Annotated in this window: 15 protein-coding genes; 8 read left to right on the top strand and 7 right to left on the bottom strand. The window is 53.8% G+C overall.

Annotated features, from left to right (window positions below; translation table 11 throughout):
* Nucleotides 1–15: 15 nt before the first annotated feature.
* From PLIM_RS24870 to PLIM_RS21775, 3 genes are all read right to left on the bottom strand, one after another.
* Nucleotides 16–984, bottom strand: coding sequence for a GNAT family N-acetyltransferase (locus PLIM_RS24870; protein WP_013112482.1), 969 nt, complete (start codon nucleotides 982–984; stop codon nucleotides 16–18).
* Nucleotides 981–2,453, bottom strand: coding sequence for a HEAT repeat domain-containing protein (locus PLIM_RS21780; RefSeq protein WP_041402493.1), 1,473 nt, complete (start codon nucleotides 2,451–2,453; stop codon nucleotides 981–983). Before PLIM_RS21780 ends, PLIM_RS24870 begins: the two co-directional genes overlap by 4 nt.
* 217 nt (nucleotides 2,454–2,670) lie before the next feature.
* Complete coding sequence (locus PLIM_RS21775) at nucleotides 2,671–4,500, bottom strand: UbiD family decarboxylase (protein WP_013112480.1); 1,830 nt, start codon at nucleotides 4,498–4,500, stop codon at nucleotides 2,671–2,673.
* Nucleotides 4,501–4,739: 239 nt separating this feature from the next.
* On the opposite strand from PLIM_RS21775, the gene PLIM_RS23450 reads away from it, so the two are divergent.
* Entirely contained in the window at nucleotides 4,740–6,647 is a 1,908-nt protein-coding gene (locus tag PLIM_RS23450) for an RDD family protein (RefSeq protein WP_013112479.1), read from the top strand.
* Between the two features lie 143 nt (nucleotides 6,648–6,790).
* Here the strand turns inward: PLIM_RS23450 and PLIM_RS21765 are convergent, their stop codons facing one another.
* Both PLIM_RS21765 and PLIM_RS21760 read right to left on the bottom strand, forming a co-directional pair.
* On the bottom strand, nucleotides 6,791–8,263 hold the full coding sequence (locus tag PLIM_RS21765) for an outer membrane protein assembly factor BamB family protein (RefSeq protein WP_013112478.1): 1,473 nt from the start codon (nucleotides 8,261–8,263) through the stop codon (nucleotides 6,791–6,793).
* Between the two features lie 412 nt (nucleotides 8,264–8,675).
* A complete protein-coding gene (locus PLIM_RS21760; RefSeq protein WP_013112476.1) occupies nucleotides 8,676–9,728 on the bottom strand; it encodes a DUF1559 domain-containing protein in 1,053 nt (350 codons plus the stop codon).
* A 334-nt stretch (nucleotides 9,729–10,062) separates the two neighbouring features.
* On the opposite strand from PLIM_RS21760, the gene PLIM_RS21755 reads away from it, so the two are divergent.
* The 5 genes from PLIM_RS21755 to PLIM_RS21735 all read left to right on the top strand — a co-directional run bounded on the left by PLIM_RS21755 (nucleotide 10,063) and on the right by PLIM_RS21735 (nucleotide 15,666).
* Nucleotides 10,063–11,688 (top strand): DUF1800 domain-containing protein, encoded by a 1,626-nt coding sequence (locus PLIM_RS21755; protein WP_013112475.1) that lies wholly within the window; start codon nucleotides 10,063–10,065, stop codon nucleotides 11,686–11,688.
* Nucleotides 11,689–11,739: 51 nt separating this feature from the next.
* Nucleotides 11,740–12,975 carry a DUF1501 domain-containing protein gene (locus PLIM_RS21750; RefSeq protein WP_013112474.1) on the top strand — a complete coding sequence of 412 codons (1,236 nt, stop codon included), beginning with the start codon at nucleotides 11,740–11,742 and terminating at the stop codon, nucleotides 12,973–12,975.
* A gap of 373 nt (nucleotides 12,976–13,348) precedes the next feature.
* On the top strand, nucleotides 13,349–14,290 hold the full coding sequence (locus PLIM_RS21745) for a DUF1559 domain-containing protein (protein WP_013112473.1): 942 nt from the start codon (nucleotides 13,349–13,351) through the stop codon (nucleotides 14,288–14,290).
* A gap of 146 nt (nucleotides 14,291–14,436) precedes the next feature.
* Nucleotides 14,437–14,886, top strand: coding sequence for a transthyretin-like family protein (locus PLIM_RS23445; RefSeq protein ID WP_013112472.1), 450 nt, complete (start codon nucleotides 14,437–14,439; stop codon nucleotides 14,884–14,886).
* Nucleotides 14,887–15,246: 360 nt separating this feature from the next.
* Nucleotides 15,247–15,666, top strand: a complete 420-nt coding sequence (locus PLIM_RS21735) for a 4a-hydroxytetrahydrobiopterin dehydratase (RefSeq protein ID WP_013112471.1) — start codon at nucleotides 15,247–15,249, stop codon at nucleotides 15,664–15,666.
* A gap of 51 nt (nucleotides 15,667–15,717) precedes the next feature.
* Here the strand turns inward: PLIM_RS21735 and PLIM_RS21730 are convergent, their stop codons facing one another.
* The gene (locus tag PLIM_RS21730; protein WP_013112470.1) at nucleotides 15,718–17,634 is read right to left on the bottom strand and encodes a hypothetical protein; all 1,917 of its coding nucleotides are present in this window, start codon (nucleotides 17,632–17,634) and stop codon (nucleotides 15,718–15,720) included.
* A 233-nt stretch (nucleotides 17,635–17,867) separates the two neighbouring features.
* Here PLIM_RS21730 and PLIM_RS21725 point away from each other — a divergent pair, with 233 nt between their 5' ends.
* Nucleotides 17,868–18,674, top strand: coding sequence for a carboxylesterase family protein (locus tag PLIM_RS21725; protein ID WP_013112469.1), 807 nt, complete (start codon nucleotides 17,868–17,870; stop codon nucleotides 18,672–18,674).
* 136 nt (nucleotides 18,675–18,810) lie between these two features.
* Nucleotides 18,811–20,004: a M20/M25/M40 family metallo-hydrolase gene (locus PLIM_RS21720; protein ID WP_013112468.1), complete on the top strand. Its 1,194-nt coding sequence runs from the start codon at nucleotides 18,811–18,813 to the stop codon at nucleotides 20,002–20,004.
* Between the two features lie 32 nt (nucleotides 20,005–20,036).
* Here the strand turns inward: PLIM_RS21720 and PLIM_RS21715 are convergent, their stop codons facing one another.
* On the bottom strand, nucleotides 20,037–20,519 hold the full coding sequence (locus tag PLIM_RS21715; RefSeq protein ID WP_148227231.1) for a hypothetical protein: 483 nt from the start codon (nucleotides 20,517–20,519) through the stop codon (nucleotides 20,037–20,039).
* Nucleotides 20,520–20,843: the final 324 nt, after the last annotated feature.

Genomic DNA, 20,843 nt, shown 5'->3' with positions numbered 1-20,843 from the left:
CTGTCAATTTCTTTCTCAGAGAGTGTTTGGAAAGCTGATGAAAACCTCTCGCGAGAAGAGCGGCACATAGCCACAGTTCTCGTAAAGTTTTATTGCAAAATGGTTTGTGGCATCTACGGCCAGCATGGCCCAGCGCTGTCGCCTCGCCAGTGCCCGCAGTTCCAATTCTCTCAACAGTCGCTGCCCAAATTTTTGGCCCCGTTGCCCAAAAACAACGCCGAGGTACGACAACTCCACTGTCGCTCTTTCTGCATCTTCACTCAGCATTCCCACAGCCACTGGTCGATTCTTCACAAATGCGACACGCGTCAACTCATTGCAGAATCGAGGCGATTGGAGGTGCCCCAACAGCATTTGTGCACCACTGCGGAAGCCGTCGAGGCAAGGGAGATCGAGACTTCCCTGTAAGGTTGAATCGAGAATCAGGGCGACGTCCTCTGGGGCTTGCATGTCACTGAGCGATAACGTTCGCCAGTTTTCATTGCCTTCCAAAAGTTCATGCACGCGAGCTGGCTCTGCCAATTCTGGCGATTTTTCGTTCCAGTACGTCTGCAGGTCTTTTCCATAAAAGAGAATGTTTCCGACCTGCTCAAATCCAATGCGAGTCAACAGCAGCCATCGATTCAATTCCTCTGGGTCGGCCAATGACTGGGCGTATGCCATCGGGAGATCAACTGATCCTCGTTGGATATGCGATAGTTGATTTCGCAATTGCTCCAGCAGTCGATCTTCCACCTCTTGGGCCACCCGTTCAGAAACACCCTCTTGAACTCGAGGAGGCCAGACCATGATCACCCCGTCTTTTCCTGGCAGGGCCAGGGCAGCCCCTATCACGCTGGCATCATCTTCTGTTGACAACGCCAGCAGCCAGTGAGCTTCGGCACCTGCCGCCAGGGCCTCTGCCTGTATGTCCTTCTCCAAAGGAAACAGGAGTCTCGCTCCGGCAGCCTGACTGGATGAAGTGCTGGCCACAACCACCTTCATGGTGCGGGAACCTTCCTGGTTTCAACAGCTCGAATGGCGGCTCGCACAGCCGCCATTTGCTGAGAAAGCAATCGCTGCTGGCGGGTCGCGGCCTGCTGAACCACCTGACGATCCGTCAGGCCATCGATCCGTTGCAAGGTCTCCAGCCGCTGCTCTGCGGGAGCTTGTGAATTTACAGAAGGGGCTTGGTCTTCGATCTGCAGGGCCTGGCCTTGCAGGTCTTTCAGTAAACCCTCCAGCCAGATCTGGCACTGAGCATCCCAGGGATACTTCTGAAAGAGCCTGACTGTCGCCCGCCGTTCTTCCGGGCTTGTACTGAACAATCCACGCTGAATCACTGGCTGCCATTCGACACCTTTCAAGGTGTTTGATCGCAGCAGGATCTCTAATGCCAGCAGGCTCACTTTTAGCGAATCACTTTTCAGGGCAGCTTCAAAACGTGCTCGCCAGAGTTTCCACTGAGTCAGATCTGCCGCACCCTGGGGCCTCGCTGAATTCGTCGCCATCGGTTGCCAGTCTCTGCTGCTCCCCATCAATTGCAGAATCTCGAGTTGCCGCAGTCGTAAGGCAGCGAGCTTCAAAGCCAATTCGGCCTGGAGATCGTCGGAAAGTTGTCCTGCTTTCGAAGCCAACGACCCCGACGACATGGCGGCTTCCACTTTGGCAATCTCTGTCATGGTCTCATCATAAATGTTGATGATCCATGGGGGAGGCTGCGGAGAAATCGCAAGAATCGCCTGTGCAGCGCTCTCCCGCGCGAGTGGAGCAGGATCATCCAGAAACATGGCGGCAAGCCGTTCTTCGGCCACCATCGCCCGCTCACCAAAACCGCCAATCGCCTCCGCCGCCATGGCTCTCAAAGCGAAGTTTTCGTCATCGAGCCAGCGGAGAACCTGCGGCAAAAGTATCGACGCTTCCTGCCGATAGGCAATGACCCCCTGCATTCCGGCTGTTCTCAATTCAAGCGGCAAGTGACGATTGGTCAACAGCTTCTCGATCACAGCCAAGCCCTCGCGAGTGGCTCCCATCTCGACGAGTGCCGCAATGGCACTGAGCTGAATTTCTTCCGGGTAATGGCTGTCGAACGCAATGAACGCCAAGTCGGCGGCGGTCTCATGTGCCAGCGAACCATACCGGCCCAGTGCAGGTAACACCCACAGAAGTGTGCTCGCAGGTTCTTTACCCGATTTCACTTCTGTCAGCACTTGCTTTAATGCAGCCACTCCCGAAGGTGCTCGCGATCCTAACCTGGCCAGAGCGATCGCAGCTCTGCGGCGAACCAGATTATCCACGTCATGGCTCACGACCAGTCGTTTGAGATCAGCCAGCAACTCCGGCGCAGGGGGCTGTGTATAGTCGAGTGTCTGTAAGGCCAGATCGACACGCTGGCGGGCATCGCTCGCGGCATCATTGGCTGGCTGTCTTGCAGGCTGCTCTCTTTCAGCTTGCAGATGATGGGCCCAGGCCAATGTTCTAACAGATTCTCTGCGTTGTGTTAGGTCGAAGCAGGATAAGGGCCAGTCGCCAGGGGAAGGACAGATTCCGAGAATCACCATCGTCAAGAAGATACGGGTGGTTCGAACAGGCGGGCAAAATTTGTAAGGGCAGGACATAAGTCACCACCATAACGACCTGTCACAGTCGTCACGATGCAGGGAGCCTTGGTCACCGGACGCCCCTTTGAATCTACCATAATCCTGCCAATGGCCCACCTCGAATTGCCAATTGATCGATTCGGGCAGAAACTTGAGGATCTTCGATCAAAGGTGGAGCATGCTGAGGCTTGATTCGTGCATCGATCACAAGGCTCCCTGTGCAGCCAAAATGCTTGGCTTCTGTAAACGCACCAATGCCATCGATATCAATGGCAGGGTTCGATCGGGTGAATGTCACCCATAACCAGTTGTTGAGTGTGCGAGCCGAGAAATCGGCATCATCGACCAGCATTATCAACGGGAAGCTGTTGATCGGCGAATTGACTGGAAACGCATCGCAGAACCTGCGCAGATCCGCGTTTTCTGGCTGAAAGGCCGGAGCTTCAATCGCCAGCACACCCGGCATGCAGAGTTTGGGATTTCGAAATCCATCTGGCAAATGAAACTCTTCCGTGATGTTAGTAGGTAGCTCCCGACGAACGGGCCCGGTGGCTGCCATCACCACTTTTGAGCCTTCGTTGAAACCACTCCCTGAGTAATCGAGTGTGTCGATGGTTGTTTTGGTTTGAAAGTGCAGATCACGCGACCAGTCAATCCGGCGCAAGAGATGAGCGAAATAGGCCTCGATGTCGTGGATGTCGAGCGATGGTTCATCTTCATGAGCCACAATCAGCAGATACTTGGCCAGTGAGAGTTGTCCCTGTCCAAGGATTGCATTGGCCTGTGTGAGGAGTTCCTGGGGACGATTTCGCTTCGCATAAGGCGTATAGCGCTCACTGCCAATTGCCAGAAGCAGAGGATGCACACCAGCCGCATCGACGGCATGCACGGCCTTCACACCGGGGATGACTGTGGGAATGATCGGGCCGGTAATCTCATGAATGATCTCGCCGAAGGAGGTGTCTTCCTGAGGTGGCCGACCAACGACCGTTAATGGCCAGATGGCGTCTTTGCGGTGGTACACCTTATCGACCTGCATCACCGGGAAGGGATGCGGCAAGCTGTAGTACCCTAGGTGATCGCCAAACGGGCCTTCGATCTTGGTTTCATGGGGATCAATCGATCCGGTGATGACAAAATCGGCATCGGCCCAGAACGGAAGTTCTCCCCGGCGCGAAACCATGCGAATCGGCCTGCCACCCAGTGCGGCCCCAAAAAGAAGTTCCGAAAGTCCCTCAGGCAAGGGCATGACGGCGGCTAAGGTCATCGCCGGTGGGCCGCCGACAAAAATGTTGACCTTGAGTCGTTCACCACGCTGGGCCGCATGGGCATGATGGACACCAATACTGCGGTGGATCTGATAATGCAGACCGATTTCACGATCGGGCAGATAATCGTTTCCCGTTAACTGAACTCGGTACATCCCGAGATTCGACTTGCCAAAGCCTGGTGCGAAGGGATCTTCGCTGTAAACCTGTGGCAAAGTGATAAAGCCGCCACCGTCGTTGGGCCAGCTCTTCAGTTGTGGCAACTGACTGATCGTCGTTTCGCAGGCGGTAACAGGGCCCGAACGCACCCGCCGCACCCACATTTTCCAGAGAGTGAGTGGCACATCCCAGTATCGCCACGGCTTTTTCGCCAGTTGCTGCGGATCGATCTTGAGTTCGACCAGATGACGAACCGCTTCGAGTTCGTGACGAAAAAGAAATCGTGTGCGTTCAATCGTTCCAAACAGGTTGGAAACCATCGGAAAGCGGCACCCCTTAGGTCTGGTAAAGAGAAGAGCCGGGCCCTTGGCCAGATAAACCCGCCGCTGGATCTCGGCCATTTCCAGGCAGGGATCGATCTCGGCATCAATACGCCGCAGCATATTGTGTTGTTCGAGATCACGCACACAGGCCTGTAAACTCGCATATCCCATAGTGTTTTCAGTCATCCTCGGGGATGGGGTGGATTACAGACCACCCGCTGATTTTCGACTTCTCGCGGTTTGCTCACGATGGCTAACGAGCCCGTATGCAGCTCAAAACAAAAGATTATAGCGCCACCTCTTGAAGCCAACCTTTGTGCATTGCATTCTTCCAGTGGAATTGCGCGAACAGTTCTTGATTTCACAATTCTGCCAGTCCCTCAAATTTTGAGACTTGGAGAGCCGGGAATATGTCCAGTTCACAGATTTTGCCAGAGACTGTTCCTTATTCCGATCCACCACCTCTGGGCTATCGATCTGAACAGGGCCGTAAGGTCTACATTGGTCTCATGATTGCGTTTGCCATCGTGACGGTCGCTGGGCCGTTCGCGATTCAGTTCTTTGAGCAGTTCCGCATGCAGCGGCAATTCGAGAAGGGTTTTACGATTGTCCGTAGCTTCAAGCCCGAACTTTCTGCCCGGTGGGGAGATTTTCTGGTTGTGGGGACGGAAGACCAGTATGTCGGTGGTGTGGGTGGCGTGGGTGTTCGTGGCTCACTCGTCGCTTTTTCGCTCAAAGATGGTTCAGGCGTCAAACTCCCCATGGAAGCCAATGGAGAGATTGCGAGGCCACTTGCCGATAGTGCCGCTCTGGCGGTGCTCGCGAACGACCAGCAGGTGTACCTTATCACTATTGATGCACTGTATCGCGCGGAGAAAATTCAGGGCGGTATCTCGGTCGAGCGTGAAACGCAGTTTGACATGGCCGCCAGCGGCCCGGGAGAAGTGCAGTCGGATGCGATCCTGATTCGCGGCAGACCAGTCTGCAGAAGTTCGACCTCGATTTTATTGCTCGAAGGAAAACCGACTCTGCTGTTGGGATTACGGCGCATCGACGGTGGGCTCGACAGTCGTGGCATCGGCCTGAATCTACCGGAGTTCATGACTCCTGCTAATGAGCCATCGACAGGTAATGGAGAAGAACCCGTAATCGTCGCCCCGCCTGGGGAGGATCTGGTGGTCTCTACGAACAACCTCCACGTGAAGACTGCCTCACTGGGAACCAAAGTGTACCTGATTGTGACTGAGGGTGGGAAAACGGTTTATCGCTCGATGGAGGCTGATGAGTTTCTCAGACCAAACGAACCGGTGGATGATCTGGCGCCGAAACCACAGCCTGCCACAAATGACCCTGCCGACTGGGAGACACTTGATTTTCCAGCCGATTTGCTACCACTCACGATTCTGCCGTCGTCCAATGTCACGCGGCTGGTGATGCGGGATGTGAATGGCCAGTTCTATTCGGTCTACGAACGGACTGCTGAGGGTTGGTCTGCCGAGCCGAGGCTGGTCACCCGTGCGGATCTGGAAGTGAATGCCGATGGTGAAGTCTTTGCAGTACCGGGCGCCAGCGATGACACGATCGTCTTCATTACAAATGATGTGGCCCACGGGCTGCGGATGCATCCGCTGATCAATGGAGAATTGCAGAAACCGATCAAGCTGGCCGGCTGGGCCGCACAGCCGGCAGTGGCCTATTACCTGGGCATTATTCAGTGGAACATGATCTTTGGCTTCTCTGTGCTGATTTTCATTGGCCTGGTGCCCACCATTCTCATGGCCATGTTCCGTACAAATCAGTTGGAGCTTTCGGACCAGACAGTGGAAATGGCTTCGATTCTTCGCCGAGGAATTGCCCGCACCTTCGACTTTATGATCTTCTCCATCCCGCCTTATGCACTGGCCGGTTACTACATTTATCAGATGGACTGGTCGGCAGTGATCGGGACTTTCCAGAATGGGAACATGGTTGAGAAAGAGTTGACTCAATGGGCCATCTGGGCCTTAGTGGTGGGTCTGGGCTACTTCAGCTATTTCCTGATTGTGTTTCTGATGTACTGCTGGGTCGAAGGGACGTGGGGGACGACTCCCGGAAAGTTTCTGTGCCGGATCGAGACCTTGAGAACGACACTCAGGCCTTGTGGATTCTTTCGCTCGATCTTGCGAAATGCGGCCATTCTCATCGATGGTTTTTTCAACTACGTCGTGGGAGTCATGCTGATTGGCCTGCAGTACAAATGGCAAAGAGTCGGCGACCTGCTCGCTGATACCGTGGTGGTACGCACCTATCGACCCCAGCACAATTCTGACGAAATTTGAATCGTTTAAACTTTGCTAGACTTGTGAAATGTCCGAAATTCAGGGGATCCACAGGTTCAATAGAAAAGGGCGTCGGTGCATGATTGCAGACGCGCTTTTCGTTCAGCAAAGCCTTTTCATTCATCCCACCACGAGAGCCAGCCTTAATTTGCTGGAGAACTCGGCTTCGTATTCGATGGGTCACTGATCCGAATCAATCCTCGACCAGTGCGAACAATCCAACTGTTATCAACGGCTGCAACTCCATAAACGACCTCGGTTGTCGAGATATTGCTTTCGCCGATCTCTTCAATCTGTGGCCCGCTTTTGAGCGTGACCACAAAGCCAAACTTTCCAAAGAAAGTGACGTGTCCATTATTGGCAATCGGAGAGGCCCAGACTTCACCGGGGAGCCTGTGTTGCCACTGGATCGCTCCATCGCTGAGTCTTGCACAAGTCACGACACCCACTCGATTCACGAAGTAGACGAAATCTCCCACAACAACGGGTGAAGCATAGCCCGAAGAAACCTTATCCGATTTCCAGACCAGACGAGTCTGATCGGCCGAAAGATCATGCAGGCGAAAAACGCCACTTCCTGTAGGTTTGCTGGAGGGTGGACTCTGCGGACGCTCACTGCTGGATGGCGAACCCGCCGATTCATTTCCTGAAGGACCCGGAGGTTTTGATGTTGCGTCCTGAGGCTGTTCACCCTGAGAAGTCTGAACAGGTGAACTTGAAGTCGGAGCAGATGGAGTGACGCCAGGTGGGGTTGTCCCAGTGCGTCGTCCGCCCCCACCACCCCGCTCTGTTGCGGCACCAATCACGACGAGATCTCCGACCACTGTGGGAGATGCTGTGGAGTTGCCCTGGATCTCTTCACTCATCCAAAGTGTGGCCCCATTCTCAGGATTCAAAGAGCGGACACTCCCGGCAGTCGAAATCAGGATCTGAGACTGGCCATCCTTGTCGTAAACTGCCGGCGAACTCCACCCTGTTTGTGACGGATGATCAACCTTCCAGCGGTTCTGGCCTGACTTTCGATCCAGAGCCAGAATGTAAGAAGGGCCTGAATGCGCCACTTGAATGACACACAGGTCGTTCACCAGCAGCGGTGAACTGGCATAGCCATGCGGGCCCTTGAACTCACCATAGTCTTTGACAATAGATCGCTCCCACTTCAGATTTCCTGAGTGGTCGAGTGCAAAGAGATCGCCACTTTCAAACATGGCATAAACATGACCATCATCTACAACTGGCGTCGGAGCCCCCCGGCTAACGGTGTCGCTGTCCTTGACCTTCTGAGTGGCGGAAAACTCCTTCTCCCAAAGAAGGGCACCGTCAGCAAGATGAAACGCGAAAAGGTGCAGGTGCTCCTTCATCTCTCCCGAGATGGATGTCACATAGACGACATTTTTCCAGACGACAGGGCTGGATTGCCCATAGCCTTTGAGTCGGATCGACCAGTTCCCTTGAACTTGACCTCGCGCTTCCCAGGACCATGGGAGTTGGCCACCATCCATATGGCTGTCTCCCCGGCCTCGAAAGCCAGGCCATACTTCTGTCGCCTGAGATGTGCCCCAAAGAGACAGACCAGCCGTGATCCAACCACAAACCTGCAAGTACCATCGATTCATTTCATTTGCTCTCCAGGAACGACCGCTAAATTCTGATGTTGTGTAGAAGTCATTCTATTTCCGCCAACACGTCTTTATCGAATGGCAGAAAGTCACCCACCGCTCTCAAGCGATAAAGTGACTTTCCAGGCAGTATGCCTGACTGAAGATTTTCTGGCAGCGTCGGCGCCAATCATCAATGAACGACTGACGTCCATACGCTTCCACACACGCCGCAAGGGGCATGAGCAATTCACTCACATTACTCTCTGGCAGCGTAGGCCCCATTCATCAATGAACGACTTGCGTCCATACGCTGCCACAAACCCCGCAAGAGGCATGGGCAATTCACTCATATCACCCTCTGGCAGCGTAAGCCCCTTTCGTTAATGAACGACTGGCGTCCATACGCTGCCCCAAGCCCCGCCAGGGGTTAGAATTCGGAGACGACTTCGTTGCCGTTGCGACTGTGAAGTGCGCGGTGGAGTGTGATATCGATGTTCTCAGAGAGGAAGCGAACGGTTCCGTCGCCGATCAATACGTGAGCGCCACCTGTGTGGAGACTGCGAGGGCCATAGAAGCCGACGCCGTGAACTTGAACATCGGGGATGTTGCTGTTGGGTCGGTTATAACCGTTGGTGGTGACGTAAGTGCTGAGTGAACGAACCCAGGAGAGGCCGCGTCCTGAGCCATCCGTTCCACCTTTCCAGGTCTTTCCGGGAATGACGGGAGCGAGATCGGGATTGCTGATGAGGCCTGTTTGCCAGCCACTTCCAGAACCCATGTAGCCGCCCGTGGCGGGAGCTCCACTGCTCGAGGCACCGGAAGTTCCAGCCAGCAGCTTGCGGTAAGGAAATGGTTCACTCGTGCTGTCAGGGCTTCCATCGGCGCGAATGGTTTCACTCATGAAAACGGTATTGGAAGTCCCGTCAGTGATGTCCCGGAAGCGGACACTCGAGTTAAACCAGAAGATTCCATCTGTGGGAAAGCGGTCGTCGTAGAAGGTGCCGGTCCCGCTGCCGGTGCTGACCATGTAGTTGTTGCCGCCGTAGGTATAAGTGTTGGCTCCGGAAGCGAATCGATATTGCGTGGGAGCAGGATCGCTGGGGCAAAGGAAAACGGGCACCACGTTCGGGAAAACTGTCGCAAGTGCCGGATTGACTGTCGAACTGGGGCCGGAGCCAATCTGTGGAGGCACGCTGAAGTTGATCAGATTCTGCACATTGCCCTGATCGATATAGGGGAGAATTCGAGCCTGGACCGAGTAACTCGAACTGTTTCCACCTGTGGGAAAGACCGTGAAAGTGCTCTCGTAATTATGGAGAGCCAGACCCAGTTGCTTGAGATTATTTCGGCATTGAGTTCGCCTGGCGGCCTCTCTGGCCTGCTGCACGGCTGGTAAAAGCAATGCAATTAATATTGCAATAATGGCGATCACTACCAGCAGTTCAATCAAAGTGAAACCATGTCGTTTCTGGATGTTCATGCGAAGAGACCTCCTCGATCACTAGTGTAAAAAAACAAAAACTTGAACTGGATACTTGATAAACCGTTACATTTCAGGCTCGAAAGTCGATCTACCAGAGGCATCGATCGACCACTGACCTGGGAACCAAAGCCAAAGATCTTATGTACTGCAACTGCACATCAATATCTTTAGAACTTCCAATGCTAGAACATTCTAAAGCCCGTAATCTTATTTGCAATTCATTTGCAATAAAATTCTGCCTGTGTATAGTCACTGGCTCTGATCGAAAAGATTGGCACAGAGTCCATGGTGACTGCTGGAGAGTTTTCAACTGCGGAACCGGAGGGCTGGCATGCCTCGCAATCGTGTCCATGAAGCACAGCAGTCGGGATGGTCGTCACTAGCCGCCCGGCATCTCCTCGCGAGGACGGGATTTGGCTTCGATCTGAAGCACGAAGAGAAACTGGCTGCCTTATCACGAGAACAGGCAGTCGATCAGCTTCTGGAAGACGCTCAGAAGGCCCCTTGCCCTACGCCGCCCGAGTGGGTCAAAACACCGTGGGTGAACACAGAGCGGCGATATGCAGATACCACTGCCGAAGAATTTCGCGGCAAGCATGGTGCGACCAACGGTCGGTATGCCCGTGAGATTGCTGATCTGCGCCGCTGGTGGGTGAATGAGATGCTGACGTCTCTGGTACCACTGCGGGAGATGATGACACTCTTCTGGCACAGCCACTTTGCCTCGAGCATTGGCAAGGTTCTCATATCTCAAGCCATGTACGAGCAGAATGCGACTCAACGAAAGCATGCGTTGGGGAACTTTCGTCAGCTGCTGAGAGCCATGACGATTGATGGCGCCATGATGATTTATCTCGATCTGGAGGACAGCGAAAAAACACAGCCCAATGAGAATTACGCCCGCGAACTCTTTGAACTCTTTGCTCTCGGGCACGGTCATTACACTCAGGCCGATATTCGCGAGGCGGCTCGTGCACTCTCAGGGTGGCAGCTGAATGCTCCACCTGGCACAACCTTACCCCAGAGACCAACCAACCCAGCGGATAATCGACGCTTTACGCGCGATGGTATTGTCGCAGAACTGGTGGTCGAGCGGCACGATTCGGGCACTAAAACAATCTTTGGAAAAACAGGCACATTCGGTCTCGATGAAGTGATCGAACTCACAGTCAATCACCCGGCTTGCGGATTATTTCTTGCTGAAAAACTGGCCAGCTACTTTGGTCTGAGTGATGAAACCGGTCGAGTCCAACAGCAGATGGCCGAGGTGTTCCGATCAACCGGTGGTGAGATCGCACCGATGCTGCGCGTGCTGTTCACTGCTGACGAGTTTTACACCGATGGGTCCAGAAATCGTCTCATCAAGAGTCCGGTCGTGCTCTGGGTGAGCACCTGTCGTCAATTGCAACTCGACACAACCTATACGCGAGGAGTCAACAAATATCTGGCAGCCCTGGGTCAGGAACTCTTTGAGCCACCCAATGTGAAAGGCTGGCCAGGTGGTGAAACATGGATCAGCGCTGGAACTCTGGCACTGAGATACCACCTCACGGATATTGTTCTGGAATCGAAAGAGCCTCCAGGAATGGACCCCATGGGGCGGGATCGCGGTCGGCCGGTCATGCTTCCCAAAGATCCTGCGGAGCGAGCCAGATTTCTTGCTCGTATGGGAGGAGGAATGTCTGAGGGTGAAGGGATGATGGCACCTCGTCGCGGCGAACGGGAAACCGGCCCCGCTTACGAAGTCAAATTCTCGCCAGACAAACTCTTTCCTGCCGGTCTCCCGGACTCGTCTGCCGATCTGGCTGACCAACTGCTGAATCGATTGCTGGTGGATTTACCACGGGCAGAACTTCGGGCAGCTGCCATGGAGGCGGCGACACGAAACGTGGGACCTTTGCGGGTTCAGGCAGTCCTGCGGCTGATCCTCAGTTCGCCCGATTACCAGCTCACATGATTGGTTGTATCAAGCGGAAATTCTCATCCATCGATTCAGTGCGAGGTCAGCATGGCAATCTCTTTTTCCAGTCGACGCGAATTTCTGAAGCAGGCAGGACTGTTGACTGCCTGGAGTCTGACACTTCCGCAGTTTGTGGTGCAGTCACGCCAGGCGCTGGCTCATGCACCCATTGAGGGTTTGCCGGATGATCGCATCCTCGTGCTGGTTCAACTGGCTGGCGGGAACGATGGGCTTAACACACTCGTCCCCTACGGTGATGATCTGTATTACAAGGCACGTCCCAAGCTCTCTGTGGCGCAGGAAGACGTGCTCAGGATTGACGATTACTGTGGTTTCCATTCAGAAATGTACGCTCTGCGGGAGTTGTGGGAAGATGGCCTGCTCAGTCTGATTCAGGGTGTGGGATACCCGAATCCTGACCGCTCGCACTTTCGATCCACCGAAATCTGGGAGACGGCTTCGGGATCGGAGAAGAATATCGCCAGTGGCTGGATTGGCCGATACTTTGACAGCGAATGCTCAAAAGCGGCGACACCAACACTGGGTGTGCAGCTTGGCGAACGAACGGCACAAACCTTTGCCGGCGATCATCCGCGCGTTGTGACTCTCTCGAATCCTCAGCTCTTTCAGTTTTCCGGCGGATCAGCGCGAGAAGACGAGTTGGCCAAAGTTCATGTTCCCTCAGTGAGTGCGAATTCTTCTTTGGCATTTCTGCAGCGAACAGGGAACGACGTCCTGTCTGTTTCGAGACAGCTTTCCGAAAAGGTGAGGTTGCAGCCGACAACAAGGGATTACCTGCCCTATCAGTTTTCGCAGACACTCAGACTGGTGGCGAAAATGATTGCCGCAGAGGTTCCGACCAGGGTCTATTACGTATCACTGCCCGGGTTTGATCATCATGCCACACAGAAGATGCGTCATGCGATGCTGTTGCAGGAACTGAGTGAGAGCCTCTCAAGCTTTGTGCGCGATTTGAAAAACTTAGGGCATCTGGATCGCACACTGATTGTGACCTTTTCTGAGTTTGGCCGCCGTGTGGCCGAGAACCAGAGCGAAGGAACGGATCATGGGACGGCGAACCTCATGTTCATGGCGGGAGGAACTTCCCGAGCAGGGTTCCACGGAACGCGTTCCGATCTTGCCCGACTGGATGACGTGGGGGACTTACACCACACCACTGATTTCCGCAGCGTTTATGCCTCGATTCTCAAGGACTGGCTGGGAGCCAACCCCGCCAGCATCCTCGATCCGTCCATTCTGCCTATGGCAGGAATCCTTGGCTGATCCCCACGATTGAACGGCAGGCATTCTTCTCACCTTACAAATCACGGTCAGTGGCTGTCACAGCGACTGACCGTGATTTGCTTTGGAGGCTGTTCAGTTGTGATGATTTGTCAACCAGTAATCGATTTTAATTCCTATCAGTTACTTAACAGGACGTTCATACGGAATTCACACAAACAAACGAGTGTTTTCACCTAGTTCAAAGTGATTGATAATGCTCGAATTTTTCCAATTTCAGTAGCCAGGCAAACTGGTGTGATCACCAACAGGTTTGCTCGTCATGCTACTTTCGTCTCCTGTTTTTGAGCCAGCTCCGAGCGGAGCAAACCATCAGCTCGTCCCTGTTTTCTTGCCATGATTTGAGGAATTGTTCATGCGACGCCGAAGTGGCTTTACTCTGATTGAGTTACTTGTGGTCATTGCGATCATCGCAGTTCTGATTGCACTCCTGCTCCCAGCTGTTCAGCAGGCTCGAGAAGCAGCCCGCAGAACTCAGTGCAAAAACAATCTCAAGCAGATCGGCCTGGCTCTGCACAACTATCACGATGTCTATCAGGCGCTTCCTTCCGGAAGCATTGTCCTGCTGAATGCCGCCGGGACGGCTTACAACGGTCACGGTTGGACGTGGCATGCCAGCCTGCTGCCGTTCATTGATCAGGCACCCATGTACAACGAAGTCCAGGGTGTGAATGGTATGGGGACTGAAGGTGGTGGCGTAGGCGATTCCAAGCAGGATCTGGTGGGTAAAGCACCATTAACGGTCTTCTGGTGTCCTTCGCAGCCCGATGTCACGCTGGGTGTTCAAAAGAATGGCTACGCACCATCCAACTACAATGCCAACATGGGAACATTGATTGGAAACGATGGCGACGACTGCCTGAGTGGTGGTCGCACATTCGCCACGATGACACAGGCCGGTGGCTGCATGAATTGCGATGGGATTTTCTTCATCAGCAGCAGCATTCGCTTCCGGGATGTCACCGATGGACTTTCCAACACGATCTTCATCAGTGAAGTGGTCGATTCGGGGGGAGATGCCGACAGGCTGGGCGGTGGTGGCAGTGACCGCAAGCATGGTTTTTCGGGTGGTGCCGACAGCAATCCTCCCACAGAAATGTCGGAATATCTGATTGCCGCCGAAGGTAACGACCCCATCAATTCCTACACCGAAGAAGCTGCCGGAAGTTATCACACCGGTGGTGCCCACTTTCTGATGGGTGATGGCAGTGTCCGTTTCCTTTCTGAAAACATGCACATGCCCACCTATCAGGCCATCAGCACCCGCGGCAAAAACGAAACTGTGGGTGAATTCTAAAGCCCAAGACGAAATGTGCCGGGGCTGATTTCTCTATCTCACAAAGGGAATCAGCCCCGACTCTTCGATGATCGATTCTTCGACTCGACGATCATCATGTGGCCCCTCAGAGATCCATCTGCACCTGTTTTGTGGGAGTTGAGAAGATGAGCTTCTTTGCCACTGGTCGCAAGCTCCTGTTGTGTTTGTGCCTAATCGCTTCTGCTGCGAATACGGGTTGCCTGGGTGTATCTGATGCTCCCGCTCTGGGACTCGTTTCTGGCACGATTCTCATGGAAGGCGAACCCGTCAGTGGTGTTCGAGTCACCTTTCATCCGGATCAGGGGCGACCGGCATTTGGAATCACCAATGCCAGTGGCCAGTACGAACTCACCTACATTCGGGAAACCCGTGGTTGTAAAGTGGGCCATTGCCGAGTGGTGCTAGGGTCAGGAGAAGAGGGGCTGGATAACACGGCTGCCGAAGGAGATGGCACAGCTCAGTTTGAAACAGCCGCCGATGAAAAAGGGTTACCGGCCAAGTACACCACGGCATCAACACTCGAGGCCGAAGTCAAACCCGGCAAGAACGTCATCAATTTTAATCTGACGAAATAGCTGCATTTTGCGTCCTTTTGCCGTACGACGCCTTTGGGTAGTTTGGATCGGATACCTGCATCTGCGACATGTTTTCCTGACTTGCGAGCATGCTCGCCATAAGCGATCGGAGTCCAATGAACTGGGGGCAAACGAGGACGTTTGACCCCAGCCACCCCCGCCTGAATCATTGAGACCGTCCTGTGAAGCGCCCGCATTCTTGTCATGCAGTGAAAGATGGTGCATTCCGTCGGAACTTCATGACACCCTGCAAAACTGGGCTGAGCATGAATTCCTCTCATGACCCATCATCTCCCTCCTGTATGCTGTATCGATTCACAAATGATTGAATCCATACGATAAATCGAGGGAGGCATCTCAATGTCCGATCGCCAGCAATTCACGACAACATCTCCGGCATGTGAACTCGCCTCAAACAAATCCGTTCTGGCGGAATCGCTGCTGGCGAAAAAATGCCTCCCCTGTGAAGGAGGCATTCCTCGACTGGAACCTGCTGAGATTGCCACCCATTTGCTGCTTGTACCGGGCTGGCAGGTCTCGGGTGACAACAAGCTGATCAGTCGCTCGTGGCGAGCCCGCAACTTTGTCTCGGCGATGGAGCAACTGAATGCGCTGGCCGAATTGGCCGAGGCTGAGCAACATCACCCTGATCTGCACCTGACGAGCTATCGTCACATCCGTGTCGATCTCTGGACGCATGCGATTGATGGGCTTTCCGAGAACGACTTTATTCTGGCAGCAAAAATCAATCAGTGGCTGCAGAAGCAATCGATCACCTAAACCAAAACCCGATCATGCTCGCTTCGATCCTGCCTGTCTGCTGCTGGATCATCACCAGGCGTTCATCTCATACTCTGCCAGGTAAGATCGCAGCAGATTCTCCATCACAGCGATTAATGGGAGTGGCCGTTCGACTTCCAGAGTGATCGCTCGGGGTGAACGCACAATGGTCGCTCGCCCCGGTTGGACATAAGGCAGAATTGCCGCTGCGGAGGGAAAATCAATCGCCTGGATCCGACTGGACTCTTCTTCCCCAAATCCATCATTCACCAGACCGCTGTAATCAAGCCAGGTGGACCATAACGAAATCATGGGAGTTAAGATGGTCGCACTGTCCATCCACACGTAACCCAGCACCTGCCCTTCCTTAGACAACGACTTTTTTCCTGTCATCGTCGTATTGAAACCTGGTTGGCCACTTTGCAGAAAGCGCAGATACGCCTTGATCGCTTGAGGATGCGAGGCCACGACCAGATGTCGATCGGTCAGGCACAGCGACCACGTGGTGCGCAGAATCGAGTAACTTGGCGTCTCGATGGTATAGATGGTGCGATCCATGAACTCGGTCTGCTGGACTTTGGCACCATCTTCAACGCTCACACTATTCGCTACAACTTTCATGATCTCGGCAAAGGCAGCAACCGCTGTGCGCGGATCACGCACTTCCCAGCTACCAATCAGACCACCGTCGAGCATGGCCCCCTGCTCACTCGAAGCAAAGAGTATCCATGTGTCGCCGAAAGCCGAAAAGATATCTTCTTCAACCATGACGCCCAGTTCGGTATTCATCTGCTGAATCGTTTCATCCAGCAAAGCCTGACTCCCGGGGACGGATTCCTTCATTGTTTTACGGAAAGTTTTGAGCCACTGAGCCGGGCTGAGTTTGAGTGCCGCCACGAGTTCAGCTTTGGCAGGCACACGTTCAAAGTCTTTTTCTGTGAGTGCCGGCGTATCGAGCATGTGCCACAGGCCTTGGGGTTCCTGATTGAACACGATCTGGCCGCGCATGGTGAGTGTTCCTTGAGAAACACCCGTGGCACTGGCACAGCTTTGTACGGAACTGAAACCCGCGAGATCCGCCAGTAAAAGCTGTGCTTGAACCGCAGGATCGGGGATCTTTCGCAGCAGGTCACGCAGACCCTCGACATCTACGAAATGAGTCGCACCGATCCGGCTGATCCCCATTCGGGAAATGGCCTGCTCGTATCGAATCGCCTTTTCTGCCTTGATCTCTGGTGACTGGCGAGTGCGCTCGAGGGCTTGTCTCAGTGCCGATTCGCCAATCGCCACCCAGAGATCGTTCTCCTGGCGATGCATGATGACAGGGACAGCCATCAGATTCGCATGGCGGAATTCGTGGGCCTGGTTGCCGGTGGCCTCTTCGAGACCCAGGCAAAGTTCGAGCACCTTCTGAACTCGATCGGCCTCATCGCCTGCCCGAATCAGCAGGATCATCGAGCTCACTCGCCAGAAAGGAGGGATAGCCTCCAGAGTTCCCGGAAATGAGGCGTCACCATTCTCGTTGGCATCGCTACCTTCCAGTTTTTTCTGCGCTCGGGCAATGACGGCTTCGTCAAAGGCAGGTGTCGGCTCAATCCAGAGGCTGCCGGCATGGCGAACCAGGACATGCTTCAGAAATTTCATACGGAAGAGATTCGCTTCGGCATGATCCCAATCGGCGAGCGTCACGCCAAAGTCGTGATCCAGCTCATTAGAAAAATCACGATGAGCACGATCGAGCGCCTGCCGGAAATTGCTGATTTCGACGTCGGCAAAAAAGCCATCAATCCCCGGGGCACCGGGGTCACCTTGGCCCGGTGCCGTCCAGTCACTGCGATAGACCGCCGTGGCAGGTGCTGCTCGCTGGACAACAAGATCGGGTTCCCCGGGAGGTAACCCCGCCTGATCGACGCCAAAGAGCATCAGCAGGAGTTGCAGCAAATGCATCGTTGTCGATTGTGCTTCCATTGGCCTGCTTCCCCTGGTGAAAACGATTTTTCCATATTGCATGCTAATCATGCAGGAGCTGGCTTACCAATTCAGTGGAGTTTCTGGCGTGTTTCTCAGTCAACAACTGATTGCAGCCAACTCAGTTAAAGCCTACCTTCAATGAGAATCGTGGATCAGCCAGCGCGACCTGCTGACTTATACAGAATCAGCTCAATTCAGAAGCAGCACCATTTGAGACGGAGTCAGGCAACATGTTGAAAGAATGGCACAGAAAGATTTGCTGCGGGCTCCCTCTGGTGTTACTTAATGCCATGATGTTTGTGGCTTTAGGACATGTGAAATCGGCCCTGGCCGCCGATGCGATTGATTTTTCCAAAACACCCGCAGCAGGGGAACAGGTCGCGCAGAAGCTGGTTCTTGAAAATCTGCCAGCACAGGCCATTCAATATTGGATTTATCTGCCCAAGAATTACACCGCCAGCGACACTTCGAAAAAGTGGCCCGTGATGCTGTTCTTGCATGGCGCTGGGGAAAGTGGTTCTGATCTGGAGAAGGTCAAAAAGCATGGCCCCCCCAAGCTCGTGGGAACCTTGCCTGAACTCGAACAATTCATCGTGGTTTCACCTCAAGCCACGGAAACACAGCGGCCTGTGTTTGAGCGATGGGATGCTGGTGAATTGCTGGCTTTGGTTGAGCACATTCTCAAGACCACACATTCAGACAAAGATCGCGTTTATCTCACAGGGCTGAGCATGGGTGGTTTTGGTTCATGGCGACTGGCAGCAAAACAACCGACGCTGTTTGCAGCCGTCGTGCCTATTTGTGGAGGTGGGAAGGCCGAGTATGCAGAATCATTGAAATCGCTTCCCATCTGGACGTTTCATGGTGATGCAGATTCCGTCGTACCACTCAAAGCAACCACAGAGATGGTGGAGGCGATTCGTGCTGCCGGTGGCCAGCCAAAGTTGACCGTCTATCCAGGTGTCGGCCATGACAGCTGGACGACCACTTACAACAACCCTGAACTTTACAAGTGGCTCCTCGAACAGCACCGCTGAAGATTTTCACGCTGATCGCTTTCATTCTGAGACTGAGTCAAAGCCAGGCCAATTCGAAAGTCATCTCGAATCTCAGGAACTCATCCTCACCAGAAGATGACCACTGGTCAAAGGTTCGAAACAAGGAACGTAACTGATGAATGGACTCGGTGCACGGGCGTTAGAACTGGCGATGCAACTGATTCGCATCCCGACGGTCAGCCGAGACAGTAATCATGCCGCGACGTTGTTTCTAGAAAACTGGTTGAAAGAGCATGGCTTTATCACGGAAGTTCTCACATACCACGATTTTAAAGGTGTTTTGAAATCGAGTGTGATCGGACGAAGAGGCCCCGCAAAATCGACGGGTGGCGTGGCCTACTTCTGCCACACCGATGTGGTTCCTGCCGAAGGATGGGTGGGCCTTAAAGAGAGTGATTCTCTACAGGGCCCGACTCAACCACAACAACCTTTTACACCCGTCGTCATGGGTGACCGCCTGTATGGGCGTGGTGCCTGTGATATGAAAGGTTCAGCCGCCGCTTTTCTCGCAGCGATTGAGCAATGCCCTGTCGAGGAACAGGCAGCACCGATTTATGTGGTCGCCACAGCTGATGAAGAAGTGGGATTCTATGGAGCCGCCGATGTGGCTGCTCGATCACAACTTTATCGACAACTCGTGGACGAAAAAGTGGCTGGCATTATTGGTGAACCCACCGAGCTGAGTGTGGTTCACGCACATAAGGGGATGTACGTTCTCAAGGCAACCTCTTCAGGCAGAGCCGCCCATTCGAGCACACGCGAAGGTCTCAATGCCAATCTGGCGATGATCGATTTTCTGTATGAAATGAAGCGATTGCATGACCAGACACTGACTGATCCAGCCTGGCTCGATGCACGCTTCGATCCACCCTGGATCAGTTGGAACATAGGGATTAACGACTTCACGCATGTGGTGAATATGACGCCCGCACAAAGTGTCTGTACGGTCTCGTTTCGTCCCATGCCGGATCAGCAGCCGGATGAACTGGTGGCGCAGGTCGAACAGATTGCGGCTGCCTGTGGACTGACGTTTGAAGTCATTCGCCGCGGACAACCACTCTATCTCGACCCGGAATCGCCCTTTGTCAAAACGATGTGCGAGCTTTCGGGGTCAGGATCATCGCAGACAGTCAGTTACGGTACTGATGGCACGATGTTTACAGAAATCGAACAGATGATCGTCCTGGGCCCGGGTTCGATTCGACAGGCACATACTGCCGATGAATTTATCACTTTAGAGCAACTACAAAGCGGGGCCGAACTTTACAGCCGAATTATCCGGCAACTGGTCTCAAACCAGAGTGAGTGATTCACTCAGACCAAAGCTGGATGGGCAAGAACTTACTGATCGTAAGGTTGCAGAGCAGCCGGTGGCGACACTCCGGGAACTGGTGGAATGGCTGGCTGCGCAGGACTCACTGATTGAGCTGGTGAAGGTGGGACTGGCATTGGGGTCACACCACCGGCTGGCGGCACTTCCTGCCACTGCGTCCGCTGCAAGGCGTCATTCGGGTAAACGTAGGGATAAGCCTGCGGGTATGGGTGACAGCGGCAAGGAGGTGTATAAGAACCTTCTTCCTGGCACCGCTCTTTGCAGCCGCCGCAAACCACGCACTTTGTCCCGCACCAGTCGGCTTTACCAATGCGAGTCAGATCCCAACGGGGAGACCAGAAGACCTGGGCATTTCCTTCGTGATCGGAAACATCGTCAATCACATCGGCATAAGGGTTATACAGACGGCAGCACTGGCAACCACTCAGCCCGAATAAAATCAGGCTGCTCATGGCAGGCAACAGCATGACGCTGAACACAGTGTGACGCACTTTGAACCCCCGTACGGAAACATCTCCAGAAGTGGTTATCGGCGGCAACGAGTTTCAACCTTGACGAATTTGCCGAATCTGACGGCTTTGCCACCATGGCCGAAATCTGGTGAGTCTTAAGCTCGCTGAACGACTGGATCACACGCGAAGGGACGCAAGGCGTCGATTATGTCGGATTACGCCCGTCAATCTGTAACGGTTGTAATGATTGTAGTGCCGCACAGGGGGTATCCTCGCTGGATTCTTCGGCAGGGCCGGTTGTTGCGGCTGATTCCACACAAGCGTCATAACCGATACCCCAAGTGATGGTGCCGGAGAAGGCGT

Source organism: Planctopirus limnophila DSM 3776 (genome assembly GCF_000092105.1).
Lineage (GTDB): Bacteria > Planctomycetota > Planctomycetia > Planctomycetales > Planctomycetaceae > Planctopirus > Planctopirus limnophila.
Note: the sequence above shows the minus strand (reverse complement) of the source record. Positions and strands in the feature narration are given on the sequence as shown.